Below are 18912 nucleotides of genomic sequence, written 5' to 3' on the forward strand. Positions count from 1 at the left end.
TACGCTATGGCGGTGCCAGAATGGATTATGGCCATTTTTAAGAAGGATCCGCGCGCGGTGCGCGAAAAGGCAATGAAGAAGCTGCGCAAGGAAGCTCCGGTACCGCTTGATAGGGCGCGGTATATTGCGGTTGCGTCCGGGCAAATCGCTCCTTACCTGCGCGTTTTGGCCGAGGCGGAACTGTGGGTGGCGCCCGAATTTACCGATTTTGACGAGGCCGATTCGCTGCGTTTCGTGCGCGCGTTTTGCACGCCGTTGCGGGCGCGGGCAGTGTTTGGGCCCGGCGAGTTTGTGCGGGTTGGGGTGCGCGACTTTCCTGCAGGGGTGGGGCTGCGCACTGACCCCAGCCTGGGTACCGAACTGACGGTAGAGCCTGACCAGTTAGAGGACGTGCGGGCGCTCGCGGCCGGGCAGTTTGTGCCTGCCGCGTTGAAGGCTGTTGCCGCTGACGAGGTTGTGGAGGAGCCCGAGTTGGGGGCGCAGGTTACTGAACAGTTGGTTGAGCGCGTTCAGGCTGCGGTGGGCGAAGGCGCGCTTGTGCAGGTGACCGGGTTGCGGCTTGCCGGCGAGGGCGGTCGTGCCTGGCCTGCGATTGTGGTTAGTGGCCCTACGGGTGAAGACTTTTCTGCGGTGGCCCGTGAGGGTTGGCGTGAGGGCGTGGCGGTTATAGCTGACGGTGCCTAACCCGGCTGCTTGTTTCCATATGCCGAGGGGGCATGGAAGGGGGCGTTGCTATCTATGAAGCAGTTTAAGTTGCTGTCTGCTTATGGGGTCAATAACCCGATTCGTCTCGCGCGCATCATGGTGTTTTTGTGGGTCACTGTCCGGCCCAATTCTCATATAGCTGTTTGTCTAGTAATGAAGACATCATCGTGAGGGGATGCAGAATGGTTGTAGTGAATAAACTTGTAAAATTATGACGTGGACAGGTCGTAATTGGTCGGCAGAGAGCCGCTAGGGTGTCCCAGTGGCCGCATCATGTGACTTTACCAGCTGAAAGTGCAGGTTATGGATCAGAGCACGTCAGCATGTGGCCTTCGTTTAGGGTTGGAGTCCTTTGCCGGTAGGAGGTACTTAACGTTCCACTGTAAAGACCTCAATAAGATTGACTCTATAAGGTTCCCATGAAGCAACCAGTTTTGAGGTTATGGCCAAGTAGGCACCACGGCCAAGGCAGCCACCCCAGGACGGTCATTGCGCAGATGGTGATCAGTCCAAGGGTAAAGTAACCTTCTTCTGGCTTACTCGATTCCTTCTTGGGTTTCGGCGGTTGGCCGGGGTGCGAAGAATCGTAATACTGGCTATTTTCTACCATTTAGCACCATCCAATCTATAAGAAACATCCGCTTACTACGCTATCTAAGCTGAACAGTTCCAGCATTAGCGAGACTGCTTGTTCACCTCCACTGGCTTCAACCACCTCGCTTGCAGCCGCGATTGCGGCGCCCTTAGACTTATTTGCGGCGCGAGCAGCCTTATATGCGGCTATTGCCTTACTAGCCAGGGCTTTTGCACCTCCAGCTACTTTCAATACCTTCTTTATTTTTAGGACTCTTGAAAAGACGAAGACGTTAGACGCAACAGCTTTTGATATTCCCCAGGCACATGCTCCAATGCTCTACTTTGGTGACAAATGATCGCTTCCAAGAAAAAGATTCTTCTGTTTCCATAGTTCGAATGTTTCCGGGTCCCGCACTTTTCCGGTCAGTCCAACTCTTTGCGACAGAACCGAACAGTCCCCATGCCGATTAGCAAGAGGGCGACTACTATGCCGCTCAGAAGTGGCCAGGTGAGTGCGGCGTGGGTGCTGTGTGAAGTTACCTTTCCCGCTAAATCAGGTATTCCGAGCAGCGTATGTTTCGCTCCCCAGGGCCAGAATCCGCCCAAAGTGAGCAGTAGGTATGCTGCAAATCCACTGCCGACGCCGGCTCCCATTCCGGTACCCCCAGACCTGGACCCGCCGCCCAGATTAGCCCCAAAAAACACGGCAGCCAGCAGAATGAATGCGAACACTGCCCAAACACAGCTCCCACCTAGCAGGGCAGATACACGCGTCTGCTTCCAGATCGCCCTAGTCAATAAAACGAAAACCCCGGTAGCAAATGCAAACAAAACCGCAGCGCCAAGCAACAAGCTCACGAGTGTCCCCAAACGCAACCCGGCTCTACCTACCCGCCGCGACAAGAAAAACGGCCAGTTACCCTGCCCGGCAGAAATGAAGGCTGCAGAGGCAAGAATTAGCACGAAACTAAAAACCTGCCCCAGATTCTTCATCCATTGCGCCCCCGCCTGCTGCCAGGAAGGATCTGGCAAAGGAAGACCAGCGGCCGCGCCCTTATTAGAAGATCCCACCAGCGCATCCAGAATTTGGGGCGCATATTTGGCTGTTAGGGGTGACAGTAGTGCCATGAAAATGCCCACGCCGCAAAGTAGCCACAAACTAGGTGAATGTACGAGCCTGCCGACCTCAACTCTGGTCATGGTAAAAAATCCGGTCAACTGGGTGGTTTTAGATTGTTCACTCATTGGTAGTCCCCGTGAAATATTCGTAGGCATTCTGGAGCGCTTCTTCGCCCGCGCCTATTTGCGCGGTGGGAAAATCTTGCTGCATCCGTTGCTTGAAGCGTTCGACCTGCTCGGCTGCAATACGCACGGAAAAAGTGCGTTCCCCTTTGGCCGCGGCCTCCTCAAGCAAATCCGCTAAACGCCCCTGCGCCCGCAGCTTTCCGTCATGCAAAATCCCCACGTGCGTGCACACGCCCTGCACGTCAGAGAGCTGATGCGACGAAAACAGCACAGTGGCCCGCCCCTTCAACTGCCGCAAAATTGCCAGCACGTCGGCCCGCCCCATCGGATCGAGGGCGCTTGCGGGCTCATCCAGGATCAACAATTTCGGGGCTCCCACCAGGGCAGCCGCAATGCCGAGCCGCTGCTTCATGCCGCGCGAAAAATTGCCGATCTTGCCGCGGGCGGCTCTTAACCCAACCAGGTCCAATAGGTCATTTGCTTGCTCTGCCGCTTGCTCGCGTTCCAGGCCAGCCAGCCCTGCCAGCATGATCAGCGCATCTTTCGGGCCTAGCCACGGGCTTAGTTGGGGCACATCCGGTAGATACGAAACGCCAGCTACGGGCCGTGCGGGGAGTCGCCCTCGGGAATGTCCCAATACTTCCACCTGCCCGGAACTGGCAGAGGCGAGCCCCAACAGTATGCGGATGGTGGTTGTTTTTCCCGCGCCATTTGCGCCGATAAAGCCATAACAAGCCCCCGTAGGTACGGCCAGATTGATGCCTTTGAGGATCTGCTTGTCTTTGTAGGACTTACTCAGTTCGGTAGTTTTTATGGCTAGCTCACTCACGACTGACCCCCATACAGGTGGTCAATTGTGGTGGAGACGTTTGCCTTCCGTTGGTCGTCGGCAGGTGCCTCCTTTGTCGAGGGCGCCACTGCAGCTAGTTCATTCCTTTCTTTTTTCGCGTTGATCCCTGTTATGTAGGTAGGCAAGGGCAAGAAAGATGATGGGGCCTAGGAGTTGCCCTAGCAATATAACGACTAGCCAAACTCCGCGCGGCAAGCCCTTTACTGGCTGTTGTGTGCGCGCCAGCACTACTAGCGCTGTGATCATGAGGGCGATTTGTACCAGCAATAGAACGCCGATGGTTACCTGTGTTGCCACGGGCAGTGCCTGCAGTTTTTCGATGCCGCTCATCAGCGTTCTCCTTCTTCTTTAGCTAGGGATAGTTGCACGCGTTTTAGTCCGTGTCGGACAACGGAAACTAAAATGCTTGTGCTCACTAGCGGATAGGCTGCAAGTGCTGCGAATACTGCGGGATTGCTCTTGCCTGTCCTGGAAGTAACGGCTGCCCGAAGTAGCAGAGCCGCAGTGGTTTGGATGCCTAGTGCGCGGGCGCTCGCGGCTACGTCTGCACCCTCGTCTTTTGCGCGAAGTGTCGCTGCTGCAGCTGCGATCGCTACGACCGCATGGGGGAGGGTGGCCCGTACCCCGCGGGTGAAACCGCGTGGCCTGCCGCGCCAGTCCCATCCAGAAGCAAGGTTTCGCCCTCTGGACAGGGTGGCGGCCGCAATGCAGGTAGCTGCGGCAGCCGCGACAGGAGCGGCAGAAAGTGCCTTCGCGACTTGTGGACAAATGTATTCCCGGAGGTCGCCCAGTGAATCGTCTGGCCTGATCAAGCCTAGTTTAACCGCTACCGCACCGACGTTCAGATCCCACCCTAGCCCCACGGGTTTGCGCACAAAGAGGGCGGGATTTTCGGGTTCGAAGGTCCGCAGAAATGCCTCATCGTTTAGGGCGGTGCTGAGTGGGATGCCGAAAATTTTTGTCTGCTTCTGAAGGCTCATTGGTGTCCTTTCATAATGAGGTCGATTGCGTGGGCCAGGTCTTGCCACTCGCTATATAGATGATTCAGGCGGTCGATTCCCTTTGCCGTCAGTGAATAGATTTTGCGTGGTGGGCCGGCCGGGGATGGTTCCCATTTGGTTTTCACTAGGCCGCTTTTGTGCATGCGGGTCAGGAGCGGGTAGAGCGTCCCTTCTGAGACTTCCAGTCCAGCTTGTTCCTTCAGTAGCGTGATAAGCGCGCCGCCGTAAGCTTGGTGGTTTCTTAACGTGCCCATTACGGCTAGTTCCACGATTCCTCGACGTAGTTGCGATTCAGCCATAGCCACTTCCTTGCAGTACCAGCTACCTTGTTTAACAAGGTAGCAGATTAGCGACTCCTTGTGAACCGTAATTTTGAAAGATTATTAAAAGCCGCCAGCCCCGAAGCTGCCTTTACCTCCGTGGAGGAAGCAGTCGGGACTGGCGGGAAGAAAGGGTCTGGCCTATTTAGCCTGCGCGGCGGCGCGGGCAGCGCCAGGGATCGCGTCGAAGATGACGTTCATGGCCTCTTCGTCATGCGCAGCGGAAAGGAACCAAGCCTCAAAGCACGAGGGCGGCAACGCTACCCCGGCATCGAGCATCGAATGGAAGAAGGCGGTGTAGCGCGCTTCGTCCTGCGACTTGGACTCGTCATAGTTGCGCACTCCGCCCGCAACGTTCTGGCCCATGAACAGGCTGAACAGGTTCCCTACAGAATTCAGGGTGTAGGGCACGCCCTCGGCTTCTAAGGAGTCCCGCAACGCCTGTTGCAGCTGGGCAGAAACCTTGTCCACATGGTCGTAAACTCCCTGGTCAGCAAGCTGCAAAGTCTTGAGCCCGGCAGCTGTGGCCAACGGGTTACCCGACAGCGTACCCGCCTGGTAGACGGGACCAAGCGGAGCCAAGTAATCCATCATTTCCGCCCTCGCGCCAAGTGCGGCCAGCGGCATGCCGCCGCCGACAACCTTGCCGAAGGTGAAGATGTCGGGGCTGTAGCTTGCTCCCTTCAACTGCTCTTCCACCCACTGCCCGCGCGCATCCGCGCCCTCAAGTGCAGCCTCGGGAAGAGTTGCGGGCAGAGCAGGCTTGTAACCGGCCTCCCAACCCCAGAATCCGGCACCAGAAACGCGGAAGCCGGTAAGGACCTCGTCCATGATCATCAGCGCGCCCGCGTCCGCAGTAACTTCGCGGATCACCTGATTGAAATCGGCAACTGGCGGCACGATGCCCATGTTTGCGGGCGAAGATTCAGTGATCACACAAGCGATCTTGTCCCCGTACTTCGCGAACGCCTCACGCAGAGCATCCGCATCGTTGTAGGGCAGCACAATGGTGTCGGCTGTGGTGCCTGCAGGAACGCCGGCACTACCCGGCAACCCCTGAGTGGCCACGCCGGACCCGGCTGCTGCTAGCAGCCCATCTGAATGTCCGTGGTAACAGCCTGCGAACTTTACGATCATGTCGCGGCCCGTGTATCCGCGGGCTAAGCGGATAGCGGTCATGGTGGCTTCGGTGCCTGTAGATACCATGCGTACCTTTTCGGCAGCGGGCACGCGCGCAGTAATGGCGTTAGCCAGTGCCGTTTCAGTGTCAGTGGGAGCGCCAAAGCTGAGGCCGTTCTTCGCTGCTTCGCGCACGGCCTCGATTACTTCGGGGTGGGCGTGTCCTAGTAGTGACGGTCCCCAGGTGCACACCAGGTCGACGTATTTGTTGCCCTCGTCGTCCCACACGTAGGGGCCCTGCGCTTTCCGGATGAAACGGGGTGTTCCGCCTACGGCACCGAAAGCGCGGACGGGCGAGTTTACCCCGCCGGGGATTGCTACTTGAGCTTTAGTAAATGCGTCTTTAGAAGTAGTCATGGCCTCATTGTCTCACTTACCCCCGCGCCCGCATGTTGCGCAGAGGTTTCCCACCGGAGGCAGGCCCGCTTTTCTGTTACTACCAGTTCCGTTTGGGAAGGGCTAAACCAGCCAGGTAGAGGATGAAACCGGTGCCCCATGATAAGCACAGAACCAGGAATCCTAGGCGTATTAGTCCTGAATCCACGCCGGTCTTTTCGGCTAGACCTCCACACACCCCTCCGGCCCACTTGTCTGTAGGGCTGCGCCAAAGGAAGGGCCGCTTGCTTTGACCTGGATTCTGCTGCTGGCCGTAGTAGGGGGCGCCGGAACCGGGAAAGCTCGGGCCGTTGTTGAAGCCCTGGCCCGCACCGCCTAGATTCGGATTTGGCTGATTATTGTCGAAGTTCTCGCTCATAATGCAATGGTGTCAGAACGGGAAGGAGACTGCTATCGGGGAAAGCCCTGATTTCCCCGGTTCTTTGCCTTTGCCTAGGTGCTCAGCTGTGTCCGCCAGCCTGCATTACGTTTCCGTTTACCACGACCGTGCCGGTATAAGAGCGCCCGGCCGGCAGCGCGCGCACCGTTACCGTGTCGTCCGGGCCGGCCTTACTGATCTGGTCGTTCGCGATCTTGATCAACTCGCTAAGATCGCTTCTCCCCGCCGAATCGTCCATTAGGCGAATATGTGCCCCACGCATGCGGGCGGCTCGCACGGTTCCCACCAGTGGCGTCACCATCAGTCCGGCTGCGCGAATAGAATCGCGCAGCTGATTTTCCACTACTCGCGCCTGGTCCTGCAGTAGTGTTGGGTCTTCGCCCTCGGCGAGCCTGGAAAGGAAGCTGCCCAATTCGGCGCGTACTGCTTCAAAGCGGCGGCGACGCAACTGGATGATCTCGAGGGCGTTTGTGCCGCGTTCCTTCAACAGGGCTTGGGTTTCTTCGTGTGCCTGAATGGAAATGAATACTCCGTCAATGGAGTACTTCGTCAGTAGGAAGAACATGGACATGCCGCCGGTGTGAACCAGCGCCCACAGTAGTGCGTGCGTGAAATAGCCCAGGTAGGCGTACGGGATGATGGTGCATATGCACCCTAGGGCGGCCAGAATGCAGGCCATCAGTTTGCGGTCGCGAATTACCAACCACATGGTGGGGACGATCATCACCGTGTAGGGGTATATGCCTGCCCCCGTGTGGTGGTAGGTAGAACCCGCCAACACGGTTAGCAGCGGAGCGCCCACGTAGCAGGGGACGAACAGGGAAAGCAGCCACTTTTTGGGGAATTGGGCAGGTGAAAGCGCAATGGCTAGAAGCGGGATGATAACGCACGTAGTGGCTAGTGCCTGCAAAAACGGGTTGGTGCTGGGCTTAGAGAAGAGGTAGCCGGCTACGGCCGCCACCACGGGGATTGGAAGTAGCAGGAGGCGGGTGGTGAAGGCTCGCAGCACCTTGGTGAAGGTGGGTGTAGAGCCTTCGAGTCGCAGGGTGCGGGCGGAACCGGAAGCAGCCATATTCCCGTAAGAAAGGAATAGGTGTACCGCGGTGCCTCTGCCATGTCCCGTCTCTATTTGTACTTTGCCGCCGATCCGCTCGATGCGCGAGACTATCGAGGTGAATATGCCCATCCCCGCTTTGGCGGGATCGAATCCGGGCCCGTTGTCCTGGATGGTGATTGAGAACTGGGAATTCCGCCACGGGTGGGCGCGCAAAATCAGCTGCCGCTTGGTGGCCCGCGTGTGCTTTTCTACGTTGCGCATTGCTTCGCGCACTGCCAGGATCAGATCGGCGCTGGCGGAACCGTCGAACATGTTGGGGCGGCGAAAAATTCGTCGCGTCAGTAAGGTCAATTGCCCAGTAAAGATGGTGGGCAGTAGGGAGGCGATGTGAAAGGTGAATCCGCGCGAAATAACTTCGTTTGAAAGGATCCAGAAAAGGTGGTTCGCGTCCAACCTTTCGGGCAGGTCCAAAATGGCCCGGGAGCTGTCACTTTCTACCGTTTCTTGGTCTGCCGGGGCAATTGAGTAGATCACCTCTAAAGCGCGCTTTGCGGCCTGCGCTACCTTTTCGCCCTCGCCCTTGATGCCGCGCCCGACGGTGACCGCAACCGCGATCACATAGTCGTGCACTAGGGCGTTGATGCGGGCGTTGGTGGCGGCTAGATCTTCGTGGTGCGCTACCTTGCCGCGGCGGGCCAGGGTGTCGTCTAGCTTCTTGGTGTGCAGTGCTATTCCCCGGACCACCACCCATTCGGCCAGAAGGTAGGGGCTAGAGATTAGGGCCGCGTAGATGACGAAGATCAGCGCTAGGCTGGCCGGGGTTGCGGTATACCGTTCCAGCACGCAGAAGGCCAGGAATGCTTGCGCCCCCACCAGTGGGAGCACCCACTTGCGAAGGGTAAGCATTGTGTACATCAAGCTCAGGGCGGCCCCGTGCAGGATAAAGGGGAGGGGATTAGAGGTCTGCCTCATCGAGAACAGGTCGTTCTCCGGGTTGATCCCGTAGATGAGGGCGACCACGCACGCGATACTGGTAGAGAATGCGGAGATGCGCGCGCTGGCATCCATTATCCTCTGCCAGACGGGGATCATTTTCGACTCTGGGTGCAGCTTATCGGTGATGATGACCGCGCACGCGGCCACCAGGCACACAAGCATGGGCACGTCGATGACGGTGACGAGCAGACGCGACATAGCCCGATCGGAGCCGTCAATCTGCCCGCCCACAAGCGGTACTGAAACTAGGGTGAAGTAGAGGCCGGAGATGCCAACAATCAGCAGTAACAGGCGTTTCAGGTGGGTTTCGCTGGCGTGTGCCTCAGGATTGATCATGGTGCTGCCAAGCCGTTGCTGGCACGACCGAATCTTCTACCGCGCGCAGGTATAGGTCGACTCGCGAGTCCGCATGCCTGCCTGCTGGTATTTGATGCGAATGTTGCGCACGTACGTGTTCCCTGTGTGTAGGGAGAGAGACAGTTTGGTGGCCACCTGCTGTGAGGTAAGTCCGCAGGCGTATTCGGCTAATACATCGCGTTCAGTTTCGGTAAGCACCGAGGTGATGAAGTGTTCGTCTGAGTCTATGGCGGCGGCCCAGTCTAGTCCCGCCACTTCGGAGCCGTTAGCAAGCGCTAGGAGTGCCTGTACTAGTTCGTCTTGAGAGTCAGATTTGCGCACTACGCCCACCGCCCCGGCCTGGCATGCGGTGCGCACCAGGTAGGGATCGTCGGCCGAGGTGTAGATGAGTACCTGGCAGCCTGCGGCGCGGGCGGCAACAACATTGTCGCTAGGTGTCGAATCGTCGTTCAACCTAAGGTTTAGCAGCACTATGTCTGGTTGCACGTCGTTGAGCAGGCTAGGAAGTGTGGGGTAGCCACCAAGAAAAACAATTTCTTCGACGCTGGTTAGCATCTGTTCTACGCCAAGCCGCATGAGTGGGTGATCTTCCACCAGAGCGACGGTGCACAGTTTCTTCACATTCCCCTCCCTTTCCTTCTGGAGCCGTATATTGCCTGGTCGGAGGGGAAGTGAGTAGTTACCGGCTGGTAACCCAAACGTCTGTCAGATAGGGCAGGGTGATGGTCGCTCCCGCCGAGTGTCCCATGTGTTGATAGACATACCAGAGTAAATTTTTCTGCATCTTAGCTCGGTAGTTTTCGCTGGCATTCAGATAGGAGGCGTGGGTGCGCCCGAGGGCGATCACGTCCTCTGCGTGGACGGTGCGGTTCCATTTGATCTGGGTGCGCGTGGGAGTGGTAAAGGGGGCAGCAAGTGGGGGTGGGTCGCCGCGGCGAACATCCCCTGACCTCATTATTCGAGTCAGTCGGTACACCCACGGCACGCTCACGTCTAACTGGTTGTACAAGATGGCTAGGCGCCCCTTTGGGCGCAGTAGCCGGTCAGCTTCTGCGCAGGCGCTCTGGTGGTCAAGCCAGTGCCAGGTTTGGGCAGCGACCACTAGGTCGGCGCTCTTTTCGGGTAGCCCAGTGTGGTGCGCGTCGGTGCAGTGCACGCTAAGTGCACCAGTCGTAAAGAATTCGTCCGGAGTGTCCTGGCGTAGTTGTTTGCACATTGGTTCGGAGGCTTCAACTGCGGCAACGTGCACGCCGTGTTTTAGCAGCAACCGTGTTAGCGATCCCGAACCAGCGCCCAGTTCCACCACCTGCTGGGGGTGGTGCTGCAATAGGGCGGCCAGGGCAGTCTCCGGGTAGGTGGGGCGGGCTGCCGTGTATCCCGGCAGCACCTTTGTGAAAGGATTCGCCCCAGCCTTAGACCAGCTCACTTGCCCCTGCGGGCGTATTCCAGCGCCCAGTAGGTGAGGATTATGTTTGCGCCGGCGCGGGCAATCGAGACGATGGATTCGTCGATGGCGCGTTCGCGATCGATCCACCCGTTGGCGGCTGCGGCCTCGACCATCGCGTATTCGCCGGAAACCTGGTAGGCGGCGACGGGCACGTCGACTGCGCCGGCAACGTCGGCCAGGACGTCTAGGTAGTGGGAGGCGGGCTTGACCATTACTATGTCGGCGCCCTCGGAAATGTCTAGCAGCGCTTCGCGCAACCCTTCAATGCGGTTTGCCGGATCCTGCTGGTAGGTCTTGCGGTCACCTTTCAGGTTGCAGCTGACGGCCTCGCGGAAGGGGCCGAAGAAGGCGGAGGCGTACTTGGCGGAGTAGGCCATGATCGACACGTCCTGGTAGCCGCCTTCGTCCAGCGCCTGGCGGATGACCTCTACCTGCCCGTCCATCATGCCCGAGGGCGAAACCATGTGCGCCCCGGCCCTGGCCTGCGACAGTGCCATTTTGGCGTACAGGTCCAAAGTGGGGTCGTTGTCTACCCTGCCGTCCTCGGTAAGAACGCCGCAGTGCCCGTGCGAGGTGAATTCGTCCAGGCAGGTGTCGGCGCATACTACGAGGGCGTCGCCTACCTCTTCCCGCACTGCGGCAATGCCGCGGTTCAGGATGCCTTCTGGATCCCACGCGATGGAGCCGGTTTCGTCCTTCTGTTCATCTGCGGGCACGCCGAAGAGGTCGATTCCGCCGACGCCCGCTTCAGCTAGCTGGGCGGCCAACTTTTTGATGGAGTCTGTAGTGTGCTGGTACTGGCCAGGCATGGCCTTTATTTCGACCGGCTCGGTGATGCCTTCGCGAACAAATACGGGCATCATCAGCTGTGCTGGGGCTACCCGGGTTTCGGCAACCATTGCCCGCATGGCGGGGGTAGTGCGCAGACGGCGAGGGCGAATGAACGGTGGCATTTAGACTCCTTCAGTATGTTTCCCTGCAATCCTAGCGCGCCTGCTCCCGGCAACTAGCGGCCTGCGTTTTTCATGGCCCAGGTGGGCTAGCGGCCCGCCGCCAAGATCTTGTCCGTAGTCGGAAAAGTACCGCTCTAGCAGCGCCTTTGCCGTACCCCAATATTCATCGGATAGGTCTAGGTGCGACGGTAGGGTGGCAATTTTGGTGTGCACGGTGGTCTTTTTCACGCCGAGGGTAAATAGTAGCTCTTCGAATTGGCTGTTTTCGAATACGGCGGCGCGGTTGGTAGGGGAGGCGTTGACTTGGTACTCGGCCTGCAGGGCGCGGATTATTTCGACGAAGGTTTCTCCTGCCCGCAGCGCGCTTGCCAATGCGCGGCCGTGGGAAAAAATGGTTTTGCGGGGATTGCTGGTGCGCACCGTGTGAGTGGGGATAACGAAGGGCAGCGGGCAGCGTTAGACCGCGTGCGAGATGGATGTTCTAACGTGATCGGAGTAGACAGGCCAAGCTCAAGTGGAGGTTCCTGGCCTTCCAAGTAGATTGCAGCAAGCCCTTTCTGCCCTGCGTAACAGGTAAGTGTTCCCAATGGGGAGGGGGTAGTCGGTAGAAAGGAATCGCATACGCATGTGAACAAGTTATCCCAGGCCACGGCTTTAATGAAAGTTAATGAAACTTCTTCGAGACTCTTTCAAGACTTTGCGCGAGCCCCTCGGCTGTGGGTTCAGTGGCAGAATCTAGCACTGTCAATCCCACATCAAGTGCACCTTTTCTAGATGGTGCCCCAATGGTTACCACTGGTGGGGCCGGAACCATCAGTTCGGCTAGGGCGGATGCTGCGCTCGCGGAGGTAATTGCCACCACGTCCGCACATCCATATTCGGTTGGCAATTCGCCTACGGGTACAGTGTCGTAAACCGCGGTGCGGGTGGGGGTTAGCCCAAGATTGGAAAGCCCCGTAGCCAACGTCGGTTTCGCCTTAGCAGAGCCGGGCAACCAGGCACTCTGGCCTGGGTGGGACAGCAGCATGAGCGAAGCCACTAGTCCTGCAGCACTGTGATTTGCCGGCTCCAAATCCGCAGTCAAGCCTTCGCGGTGAAGAGCCCGCGTTGTCGCCGGTCCTACCGAGGCGATGCGGGCGGAGGAATTGCGCACAAAGGCGCGCCCGTCCTCGCCAAGGAAATAGAGGGTGCGCGCAGAGGTGAAAAATATCCAGTCGAAGTCCCGTTCGGGCAGGCGGAAAGGAAGGCCGACCTGCTCGGTTAGCGGCGCTGCTGCCACTTCGCAGGGGGCTAAGCGGGCCAGGTCCCTGGCAAGGACGCGGTCGCTGCTCGCGGTGAGTACGGCAAACATGCTAGGCGGATACGTCCGCGTTCGGATCGTCGGGACCAGAGATTCCCGGTGCCCACAGCGCCTGCGCGTCATGGCTGGGGCTACGGTGGTCTTTGCTTGCCTGCAGGTCCGTAATCTGTGCGGCCCCCTTCTGCAATAGCTCTTCCGCCACGTCGAGGCCGGCCTGGCGAGCAACCTGGTCGCGTTCGGGAACCGTCTGCAAATTCGCGCAGAAATCGCGTACCGCAGTTAGCCTGCGGGTGCCATCTAACGAAATAACGGCACCAAACAGGCTCACCCGCCCGCTTTCCAGGTCTGCAGTATGAGCGTGCGCACCCACTGGCGCCGCGCACCCAGCCTGAAGCCCCTCCAGCACTGCGCGCTCAGCAAAAGCGGCACTACGGCAAGCCCGGTCGTCAACCATTCCTAGTGCCACAGCTAGTGGGGAGGATCCAGTCCATGGGGCGTCGGCAGCACGGCATTCCACCGCTAACACTCCCTGGCTAGGCGCGGGCGTCACCTGGCGCACCGAGAATTCTTCACTGACCGCGTCTAACCTGCCCAACCTGGCCAACCCGGCCTTAGCTAAGAGAACCCCGTCCAGATCGCCGCCCTGCAACTTCCGGCGAGCAAGACGCGTCCCCACGTTGCCGCGAATATCCACTACCTGCACATCCGGGCGTAAAGCCCGGACTTGAGCTGCCCGCCGCGGCGAACCCGTACCGACTCTTGCCCCCTGCGGCAGTTCATCCAGCCTGCCCGGCCCGCAGAATACGTCAGCGGCATCCGCCCTCTTCGGAACCGCCCCAATTGTCAGCCCCGGAACAGGAGCGGTAGGAAGGTCTTTGAAAGAATGCACTGCCAGATCGCATTCGCCCTCCAGTAGTGCAGTGCGTAGGGCAGCCGCAAACACACCTACTCCGCCAAGGCGGGCTAAAGACCCGGCCATCCGGTCCCCATCAGTACGGATAATGGTTAGTTCTACATCTAAACCAACCGCGCGCAACATTTGTGCAACTGCTTCAGACTGCGTGCGAGCCAGCTGCGAGCCACGCGTTCCTAACCGAATCATGCCTCACCTTTCAATGCGTCGGGAACAACAGCGGCCAGGCCGGTACCCGCCACCCAGGCGCCAACTACCTGCAGTGAGTCCAACCCGTCTACGGCCTTCTTGAGGGCTGCTGCGCGCTCGTGATGAGCCGGAGTGTGGGGAACAATCGCCTGCCCCCAGTGGATGACCTTGCCGCCCAACACCTCGGCAGGATTGAAGCCAAGCAGAATTGCGGCATCGGCCACTGCTTCATCAATACTGTGTGAACGCGGCTGTTCCCCACGGCGGCCGTAGCTGATACGCAAAATGTGGGTGTGTGCACCAACCTTTTCAGTCAGTTCGCTACCGGCCCACTGCCACTTGCAGCTGTAATGAGTTAGCGCCTTCGCCCAGGTGATTGGATCTTCGGTGGTGGGGGCGGCCACCAGCATGCCCGATCCGCGTGGGGCCTGATCCAGACGCTCATCGCGCACACACAAGGTGACTCCGCACATGTCGGCTCCGCGCGGCACCTGCCAGTCTGCAACGACTTCTGTCAGCGGCTCAATACCTGCCAGTAACGTTAAGGCGGGAGCGGAGTCTACGGCTACCACCAGCTGCCGGGCCAAGATGGTGCGCTCATCGCCCGCATCCACGGGCCCCTTGTCGCCCGCCTTGGTGGCTACCACGGTCACCTCATAGCCGCCCTCTGCTTGCGAGATGGCCGTGGCCCTAGTGTGGGTGGCCACCTGTGCGCCTGCCTGCTCGAGGTGAGCTAGTAACGCTTCGGGAAGGCGGAACATGCCGCCCTCGACAGAGAACACCGCCGGTTTGCCCGGCTTTTCCCCCCGCAGTTTGGCGGCGGCTTTCAATAGCGATCCTGTCTCTAGCAGTGCCTCGCGCAGGCCGGGAGCAACCGTGTCCACGGCTAACTGATTCAGCGGGGCTGAATGGATGCCGCCCGCAACCGGGGCTACCAGCTTCTCTAGTGCAGCTTCACCCATGCGAGTGGCTACCAGAATGTCCAACGTCTTCGCATCCGCGCCCACTTCGGCAGGCATGGTGAGGTCTAACTCCAACCGAGCCCGTTCCTCAGCCGTCAGAGCCTGCAAAGCCGGATCCTGGAGGTTCGCGGGAATACCCAACACCCCGTGGGCGATGCGCGTAGCCTGCCCCTGTCCGTCAGGGGTGAAAATCCAAGAAGATCCAGAAGGGGCGACCTCTCTTAGACCTAATTCCTGGCATAGCTCGTGCACCTCGGTGGCCCGAGCGGCAAAGGATTCGGCACCTAGGTCCACGCGAACGCCCTCGAAATCGGCGCCTACTAGTAGCCCCCCGCAGCTTCCGCGCTGTTCGAGTACCAGTGGGCGAATCCCCTGCTTGGTTAGTGCGTATGCCGCGCTGAGGCCGGCGATGCCGCCACCTAGCACTACTGCTTCAAAAGTTTCCACGTGCCCTCCTGTATTTCCTACAGTCTATGCACCCTTTGCACTAGGCGCGTGAGTACGTGCGGATCGGTCTGCCGGGGTACCCCGTGGCCCAGGTTCAAGATGTGTGCATCTGCCGCCTTGGCTGCATCCAGGATGGTGTCCACGTGCTCATCCAGCAACCGGGATCCACAGCTCAACATGGCGGGGTCGATATTTCCCTGCACCACTAGCGGAGAGGGGGAGCCGTGCTTGCGCAGGGTAGTGATGGCCTCGCCTAGATCAGTACGGTAGTCAACGCCCACGCAGGTGGCGCCCTCGGCGAAGTCAATCAGTAATGGGCCCGTGCCTACGCCAAAGTGGATGGTAGGGATGCGAAGAGCGCGCACGCCCTCTAGAACTTTGCGCGAATAAGGGGCGCAGTAGCGCAAATAGTCCGCTCGCGACAGGGAACCGGCCCACGAATCAAACAGCTGGAAAGCCTTGGCGCCCCCTGCGATCTGGGCCTTCGCGAACTGGAGCGAGAGCTCGGCGCACCAGTTGGCCAACATCCGCCAGGATTGGGGTGCCGAATGCATCAGGGCGCGGGCGGCCAGGTGGTCGCGCGAAGGGCCGCCCTCTACTAGGTAGGCCGCCAGCGTGAAGGGCGCACCCGCAAAGGCGAGGACGGGCACGTCCACCTTTCTTGCAGCAAGGCGGACCGCTTCCGTGATTACGGTGGCGTCGCCGGGGGCGTGGCTGACCAGCTCCCAAATGTCAGAAGCGTTGCGGTAGGGCTTGTCCATTACAGGGCCGACGCCGGGCTTGATGTCCACGGGCACTCCCGCCAACTTTAGCGGCACCATGATGTCCGAGAAGAAAACGGCCGCGTCTACGCCATGTCGACGTACCGGCTGGGCCGTGATCTCGGCTGCCAGTTCCGGGTCTAGACAGCTGTCCAACATGTTTTTTCCGGCGCGAAGTCGCCGATATTCCGGCAGTGACCTGCCAGCTTGCCGCATGAACCACACAGGGGTGCGCGCGGGACGCTTTCCCTCTAAGGCTTGCAAGAAGGGGGATGCGGCAGCCATGTTGCTCCTAATTTCGATACTTAATATGTTGTTAAATTACGGTACTGATGCTTCAGGAATACATTCTGCCCCAACTCTACCCGAAGCGGCATCTGTGCAGGTAAATGGGTATTTCGGGGTGTGATGCATCCCCCTCTTTGCGACTGGAAGGAAGGATGTGTCACAAAAACTTCTTTTTTCTGGTTCAATCTAACGCGTGGGTTTGATGAGTATATCGGTGCACCACAGCGTGCACGGGCTAGATCGAGTAGGCGAAGCGGCAGGTAACTGTGAGGGGCTGGCTCAAAGACTCACAGACCGTCCAGATGTGCGCGGTGCCATGATCCTTTCCACATGCAACCGCGTAGAGGTATACCTGGATGTGGACAACAGCGCGAACCCCGGCGCCGTGGCGCTCGCGGTAGTAACCGCCCTATTCCCAAACGACACGGTCGGCTCGGACGAATGCCCCGTCAACTCGCGCGCCCAGGTGCAGGTCGACAAGGGCGCCCTCACCCACATGTTTGAAGTTGCTTCTGGCCTGGATTCCATGGTCGTAGGGGAACGCGAGATCTCTGGGCAGCTGCGTCGAGCCCACGTTGTAGCCACCCGTGAACACACCACTTCTACCGATCTGGCAAGGGCCGTTGAGGCGTCCTTGCATACTTCGCGTAACGTCGCCCGCCTAACCGGGCTGGCAGGTACGGGCCGCTCGGTGGTGGCGGTCGCCCTCACCATGGTTCAAGACGTATGGCAGGCAGACCCTGGGGCCGTGCGTGCGCTAATCATTGGAACTGGCTCGTATGCGGGGGCCACCGTGGCTCAGTTGCGCGGTCGGCAGATAGAAAATATTTCCTGCTATTCATCTTCGGGGCGGGCTAAGCGGTTCGCCCAGGGGCATGACGTTACCCCGATCGCCGCAGAGCAGTTGGTGGACGCCCTCGCACAGGCCGATCTGGTCATTTCCTGCCGCGGGCTGGGGGCGCCTGTACTGGACGCAGAGCTGGTTGGGGCGGCCATGAAAAAGCGCCAGCGCCCACAGACCATCCTAGATATGGCGCTGACAGGCGACGTTGCCCAGGATGTGCGGGACATTGCACGCGTGAGCGTGGTGTCCTTGCACGATGTGCAAGAGCAGATCCCGTCTGCTGCCACCACTCACATTGAAAAGGCGCACGCACTGGTGGAGCAGGCTGTCAATGACACGTTCACCGAGATTGAGGCGCGGCGCATGGATCCGGTGGTGGTGGCCCTTCGGGAACATATTTGGCACATTTTGGATGAAGAAATTGCGCGCCTGCCCCACCGGGAACAGATGACGCGTGAAGATGCCGCTTCTGCCTTGCACCACTTTGCTTCCCGGCTAGCGCATGTGCCGTCGGTGAATGCTCGCCTGGCTGCGGCCCGCGGATCCGACTATGAATACGTGCGTGCCCTGCATGCCGTGATGGGTATCGACTTGGCGGAGGCCGCAATAGAAGCCGACGTGAAGCCAAAGAAAATGGCTAGCTACTGCCCGCTGGCCGATCTGAGGGAGGAAACTGCGTGAGCGCAGATGCGATAATGGTCTGCAGTTATGGTGGACCAAACGGGCCGCAAGACGTGTTGCCATTCCTGCGCAATGCCACTAAGGGGCGCGGCATCCCAGATGCCCGGCTGATCCAAGTGGGTGGACACTACAAACTTTTTGGTGGAGTAAGCCCTATAAACGCCCGTAATGAAGAGATTATGCGGGAGCTCCGGCAGGAACTGACCAGGCGGGGCATCGACGTGCCGGTGGTTATAGGCAACCGCAACTGGCATCCGTTCTTTACTGAAACTATGGCCGAGTTGGAGGCGCAAGGACGCTATCGCGTCCTTTGCCTTTTTACTTCCGCGTTTGCCTCCTATTCTGGCTGCCGGCAGTACCGCGAAGATTTGGCTGCCGCTCAGGCGGAACTGGGGGTTGAATTCGCACTGGACAAGGTGCGACCCTACTACACCACCGAGGGGTTTGTGGCGGCGAACGTGGATGCGATCGTAGCTGCTATGAATGAGCTGGAACAGGCCCATTTGACGCTAGTAACCCACTCCATTCCGGTTGCTATGAATCAGAACTCGGGACTGCCGGGCGATCCTTCTCAGCCCAGCTATTTGCGCCAGCACCAAGATTTGGGGGACGAGATATGCAGGCGGGTGACGGCTGCCATAGGCCGGCAGGTAGATGTGGATTTAGCCTTCTGTTCCCGTTCTGGCCCACCGATGGCAAAATGGTTAGAGCCAGATATTAATGACAGGCTGCAGCAGCTGGCAGACGAAGGGGTCAAGAACGTGGTCGTAGCGCCTATTGGGTTTATTACCGACCATATGGAGGTCGTCTACGACCTGGATACTGAAGCCAGGCAGACTGCTGCCGACTTGGGCCTAGGTTACCGCCGTGCCGCAACCGCGGGGACGCACCCGGCTTTTATTGGCGCCCTCGCCGACGTTATTTGTGAACGGTTAGCTCCAGAAAAAGTTGAGGGAGTCGATCCGATTGGGCCTAAGTGGCCTGCCCTGGCTCACCCCGAATCATGCAAACCAGTAGCGGGCTACCAGAAATTGCCCGCGTGTCTGGAAAGTAAATAAGGAAGGAA

General features: G+C 59.1%; 21 protein-coding genes. 3 read left to right on the forward strand and 18 right to left on the reverse strand.

Annotated features, from left to right (window positions below):
* Positions 1–6 precede the first annotated feature (6 nt).
* Positions 7–684, forward strand: a complete 678-nt coding sequence (locus tag QP400_RS02055; RefSeq protein ID WP_004807873.1) for a hypothetical protein — start codon at positions 7–9, stop codon at positions 682–684.
* A 427-nt stretch (positions 685–1111) separates the two neighbouring features.
* On the opposite strand, the gene QP400_RS02060 is transcribed toward QP400_RS02055, so the two are convergent.
* The 18 genes from QP400_RS02060 to hemE all read right to left on the reverse strand — a co-directional run bounded on the left by QP400_RS02060 (position 1112) and on the right by hemE (position 16318).
* On the reverse strand, positions 1112–1315 hold the full coding sequence (locus tag QP400_RS02060; RefSeq protein WP_004807876.1) for a hypothetical protein: 204 nt from the start codon (positions 1313–1315) through the stop codon (positions 1112–1114).
* 15 nt (positions 1316–1330) lie between these two features.
* Entirely contained in the window at positions 1331–1531 is a 201-nt protein-coding gene (locus tag QP400_RS02065) for a hypothetical protein (protein ID WP_051004237.1), read from the reverse strand.
* A gap of 173 nt (positions 1532–1704) precedes the next feature.
* Complete coding sequence (locus tag QP400_RS02070) at positions 1705–2526, reverse strand: hypothetical protein (protein ID WP_004807880.1); 822 nt, start codon at positions 2524–2526, stop codon at positions 1705–1707.
* On the reverse strand, positions 2519–3355 hold the full coding sequence (locus QP400_RS02075) for an ABC transporter ATP-binding protein (protein ID WP_004807882.1): 837 nt from the start codon (positions 3353–3355) through the stop codon (positions 2519–2521). The genes QP400_RS02070 and QP400_RS02075 overlap by 8 nt, the downstream gene beginning before the upstream one ends.
* 99 nt (positions 3356–3454) lie before the next feature.
* Positions 3455–3706, reverse strand: coding sequence for a PLDc N-terminal domain-containing protein (locus tag QP400_RS02080; protein WP_101485852.1), 252 nt, complete (start codon positions 3704–3706; stop codon positions 3455–3457).
* Positions 3706–4356 carry a DUF5808 domain-containing protein gene (locus tag QP400_RS02085; protein ID WP_004807886.1) on the reverse strand — a complete coding sequence of 217 codons (651 nt, stop codon included), beginning with the start codon at positions 4354–4356 and terminating at the stop codon, positions 3706–3708. The genes QP400_RS02080 and QP400_RS02085 overlap by 1 nt, the downstream gene beginning before the upstream one ends.
* Positions 4353–4676 carry a PadR family transcriptional regulator gene (locus tag QP400_RS02090; RefSeq protein ID WP_004807888.1) on the reverse strand — a complete coding sequence of 108 codons (324 nt, stop codon included), beginning with the start codon at positions 4674–4676 and terminating at the stop codon, positions 4353–4355. Before QP400_RS02090 ends, QP400_RS02085 begins: the two co-directional genes overlap by 4 nt.
* Positions 4677–4838: 162 nt before the next feature.
* Positions 4839–6233: a glutamate-1-semialdehyde 2,1-aminomutase gene (hemL, locus tag QP400_RS02095; protein WP_004807890.1), complete on the reverse strand. Its 1395-nt coding sequence runs from the start codon at positions 6231–6233 to the stop codon at positions 4839–4841.
* A 79-nt stretch (positions 6234–6312) separates the two neighbouring features.
* Positions 6313–6630, reverse strand: a complete 318-nt coding sequence (locus tag QP400_RS02100) for a PspC domain-containing protein (protein WP_004807891.1) — start codon at positions 6628–6630, stop codon at positions 6313–6315.
* A gap of 82 nt (positions 6631–6712) precedes the next feature.
* On the reverse strand, positions 6713–9040 hold the full coding sequence (locus QP400_RS02105) for a sensor histidine kinase (protein WP_004807893.1): 2328 nt from the start codon (positions 9038–9040) through the stop codon (positions 6713–6715).
* 36 nt (positions 9041–9076) lie between these two features.
* On the reverse strand, positions 9077–9682 hold the full coding sequence (locus QP400_RS02110) for a response regulator transcription factor (RefSeq protein WP_004807895.1): 606 nt from the start codon (positions 9680–9682) through the stop codon (positions 9077–9079).
* 58 nt (positions 9683–9740) lie between these two features.
* On the reverse strand, positions 9741–10487 hold the full coding sequence (locus QP400_RS02115) for a class I SAM-dependent methyltransferase (RefSeq protein WP_004807896.1): 747 nt from the start codon (positions 10485–10487) through the stop codon (positions 9741–9743).
* Positions 10484–11461 carry a porphobilinogen synthase gene (hemB, locus tag QP400_RS02120; RefSeq protein ID WP_285462478.1) on the reverse strand — a complete coding sequence of 326 codons (978 nt, stop codon included), beginning with the start codon at positions 11459–11461 and terminating at the stop codon, positions 10484–10486. The genes QP400_RS02115 and hemB overlap by 4 nt, the downstream gene beginning before the upstream one ends.
* On the reverse strand, positions 11462–11881 hold the full coding sequence (locus QP400_RS02125) for a hypothetical protein (protein WP_239181460.1): 420 nt from the start codon (positions 11879–11881) through the stop codon (positions 11462–11464). It abuts the gene before it with no gap.
* 244 nt (positions 11882–12125) lie between these two features.
* Positions 12126–12812, reverse strand: a complete 687-nt coding sequence (locus tag QP400_RS02130; RefSeq protein ID WP_070424917.1) for a uroporphyrinogen-III synthase — start codon at positions 12810–12812, stop codon at positions 12126–12128.
* 1 nt (position 12813) lies between these two features.
* A complete protein-coding gene (gene hemC / locus QP400_RS02135) occupies positions 12814–13863 on the reverse strand; it encodes a hydroxymethylbilane synthase (protein ID WP_285462480.1) in 1050 nt (349 codons plus the stop codon).
* Positions 13860–15272: a protoporphyrinogen/coproporphyrinogen oxidase gene (locus tag QP400_RS02140; protein WP_070424919.1), complete on the reverse strand. Its 1413-nt coding sequence runs from the start codon at positions 15270–15272 to the stop codon at positions 13860–13862. The genes hemC and QP400_RS02140 overlap by 4 nt, the downstream gene beginning before the upstream one ends.
* Positions 15273–15289: 17 nt before the next feature.
* Positions 15290–16318, reverse strand: coding sequence for a uroporphyrinogen decarboxylase (hemE, locus tag QP400_RS02145; protein ID WP_048706687.1), 1029 nt, complete (start codon positions 16316–16318; stop codon positions 15290–15292).
* A gap of 205 nt (positions 16319–16523) precedes the next feature.
* Here hemE and QP400_RS02150 point away from each other — a divergent pair, with 205 nt between their 5' ends.
* Together QP400_RS02150 and QP400_RS02155 are read left to right on the forward strand one after the other, a co-directional pair.
* Positions 16524–17846: a glutamyl-tRNA reductase gene (locus QP400_RS02150; protein WP_083285955.1), complete on the forward strand. Its 1323-nt coding sequence runs from the start codon at positions 16524–16526 to the stop codon at positions 17844–17846.
* Entirely contained in the window at positions 17843–18904 is a 1062-nt protein-coding gene (locus tag QP400_RS02155) for a ferrochelatase (RefSeq protein ID WP_048706683.1), read from the forward strand. The genes QP400_RS02150 and QP400_RS02155 overlap by 4 nt, the downstream gene beginning before the upstream one ends.
* The last annotated feature ends 8 nt before the right edge of the window (positions 18905–18912 follow it).

It is taken from the genome of Winkia sp. UMB3158, assembly GCF_030217145.1.
Taxonomy (GTDB): Bacteria; Actinomycetota; Actinomycetes; order Actinomycetales; family Actinomycetaceae; genus Winkia; species Winkia anitrata.